This window comes from Collinsella sp. D33t1_170424_A12, from assembly GCF_015554865.1.
GTDB lineage: Bacteria > Actinomycetota > Coriobacteriia > Coriobacteriales > Coriobacteriaceae > Collinsella.
In genome coordinates, this window is the sequence record NZ_JADNJJ010000078.1 from 1 (window position 1) to 2,402 (window position 2,402).

General features: G+C 63.5%; 4 protein-coding genes. All 4 read right to left on the bottom strand.

The annotated features are described in order from the left end of the window. The coding region (locus I2E26_RS03750) for an ABC transporter permease (RefSeq protein WP_195419659.1) at nucleotides 1–820 on the bottom strand (820 nt) is incomplete at its 3' end. Between the two features lie 126 nt (nucleotides 821–946). Continuing rightward, nucleotides 947–1,402 carry a MarR family winged helix-turn-helix transcriptional regulator gene (locus I2E26_RS03755; RefSeq protein ID WP_195419660.1) on the bottom strand — a complete coding sequence of 152 codons (456 nt, stop codon included), beginning with the start codon at nucleotides 1,400–1,402 and terminating at the stop codon, nucleotides 947–949. 173 nt (nucleotides 1,403–1,575) lie between these two features. Continuing rightward, entirely contained in the window at nucleotides 1,576–1,887 is a 312-nt protein-coding gene (locus I2E26_RS03760) for a CDP-alcohol phosphatidyltransferase (RefSeq protein ID WP_195419661.1), read from the bottom strand. Nucleotides 1,888–2,115: 228 nt separating this feature from the next. Beyond that, nucleotides 2,116–2,402, bottom strand: a 287-nt coding sequence (locus I2E26_RS03765; protein ID WP_370551436.1) for a DedA family protein, incomplete at its 5' end; no start/stop codon positions are given.

The window sequence follows — 2,402 nt, forward strand, 5'->3', positions numbered from 1 at the left end:
CCGTGACGCTGGCGATCTGCATCGCATGCGCGCCCACGCGGTTGCCGCCCAGCCACAACAGGGCGACCTCGGCGATGTTCATGAAGAAGAACGCCGAGCAATCAAGCCCCGCGAACAGCAGGTTCACCTTGATGGCGCGGTCGGCATAGCTCGTGAAGACCTCGTCCAGGCGGCGCTCGGCATGGCGCTCCTTGTTGAAGGCGCGGATCACGCGGGCGCCAACGATGCTCTCGCGCAGCACCACGTTCATGCGGTCGATGAGCTTTTGCAGGCTCATGAAGATGGGCGCCGCCTTGGCAACGGTCACCACGGCGATGGCGAGCACGATGGCCACGACCACCGCCAGCAGGATGCCCATCTGGTAGTCGATCATGCACGCCATGACGATGCCCGCCACCGACAGGAACGGAACGGGCAGCACGAGCTGAATCGTGGCGATGATGGACTGCTGGATCACGTTGGCGTCGTTGAGCGTGCGGGTGATCATGGAGCCCGTGCCGAAGCGCTCGAAATCGCTGCTCGAGAACTGCAGCGACGCGTCGTAGACGGCGTTGCGGATGTCGCGCGCCACGTTGGACGCGAGTTTGGCCGCCAGGTACGCGCCGGTCATGGCGCCGCCGCTCGCCAGCAGCGAGGCGCCCAGCATGGCCAGGCCCCCGCGCACGATGTAGTCGAAATCACCCGTGCCGATGCCCGTGTTGATCATGTCGGCGAGCATCGTGGGCACCAGCAGCGTGCCCACGTTATCGATGAAGAGCACCAGCAGCGTGACCGCCACCAGCGCACGATAGGGCTTCATGAACCGAAATAGCAGCTTCATACGCATTTCCTCCTTACGGCGGCGCCAAGCGCTCGCCCCTCCCTCTACCTGCGGGCCCGTGCCCCGCTGCCGCGCGCGCTGCAGCCGATCGAGCCGGACAGCCCGCAGCCGCGCGGATACGGCGCGCTACCCGCGGCCCTCGTTCATGCTCGTGAACTCGACGTCGAGCGCCTCGGTGTACTTGTGCGCCAGCTCGAGCAGGGTTGCGCGCTCGTCCGCCGTAAGCGTGCAGAAGGCGCGGCGCTCGGCCTCGATACCGGGCACGATGTTCTCCTTCGCAAAGACCACGCCGGCGGGCGTGAGCGACGCCTGCTTGCTCTTGCGGCTGCCGGGCTCGAACGAAAGCTCGATGAGCTCGCGCGCCTCCAGCGATTTGAGCGCCGAGTTGATAGTCTGCTTGCTGTACGACCAGGCGATGGCGATGCTGCGCAGCGATGCCGTGCCGCCCGCGCACACCAGCTCGTACAGCATCCAGTACGCGCAGCTCGACAACCCGCAGCTCCGGGCGAACTGCCCGTATAGGCGGTCGGCCGCGTTGTAGAGGTAGTCGAGTTGTGCCGGGCTATCGATATCTGCAGCCAAGGTGCTCCCCTTTTCCCAAACCTTCACGTTTTATCCGATTTCGGACATAGAGCAGAATACTACCGCGCAAGAATCTCGGTCAACAACCTGGCAGAGGTTACGCGACGGCAACAAAAACGGCCCCGGTGCCAGGGCACCAGGGCCGAAAAGGGGGGACGAAGCATGCGCGGGCGCTACTCGGGGCGCACCCAGCCTTCCTGGATGGAGGCGTAGAACGTGGCGTCCGGGAAGAGGTCGTGGACGCTCTTGCCGTCGTGCCACGGCAACTCGATGAGCTCGGACAGCGTGGTGACGAGCTCGGAGCAATCGCTGAAGCGACCCTTGGGGTTGAGCTTCTCGCAATCCTGCACGCGCCAGTACCCATCGGTGTGGGTGACGTAATACTCATGGCCGTCGACATCCATGAATACGCGGGTCTTGGAGCGCAGATAAGTCAGCAGCTCCTCAAACGAAAACGCAAGGGTATCGTCTGCTTTCAATCCCATGGCTGCCTCCTTGGCGTCAGACGCCCGCACGGGCGTGTGGGTAACTTTGCTTACCTCACAGTTAACGCCCGCGCGCTTACACAATCATGATGAAATTGGCAGACGGTATCCCTGTTCGAGCAACGGTAGCAAGACGCCCGCGAACGTAGCGAGCGGCGCCGAAATTATTCCGGCGCCGCTCGCGTAAGGGCAGCTCATTTAGAGATTTGATGCATGTAGCCGCACGGTTTATTTGGTAGTGTCCTTCTCCTTCAGGGCGGGAACGATGCGCTTGACGACCCACCAGGCAATAACGGCGACCGCCGCGACGATGATGACGATCTTCACCACGTCGGAAACCCACTCGGCCTGCGCGGTGACCTGCTCCCAGGCGCCGCCGGCCCAAAAGCCCAGCGTGCACAGGATGGCGTTCCACACCAGCGAGCCCGCCAGCGTGTACAGGGCGAAGCGGACCATGTTCATCTTGGCGGTGCCGGCGGGAATGGAGATGAGGCTGCGGACAACCGGGATGCAAC

What these genes read in the sequence shown, in the direction of transcription:
- I2E26_RS03760 (WP_195419661.1), bottom strand. Translation starts at nt 1,887, where the DNA reads ATGGGATTGAAAGCAGACGATACCCTTGCGTTTTCGTTTGAGGAGCTG.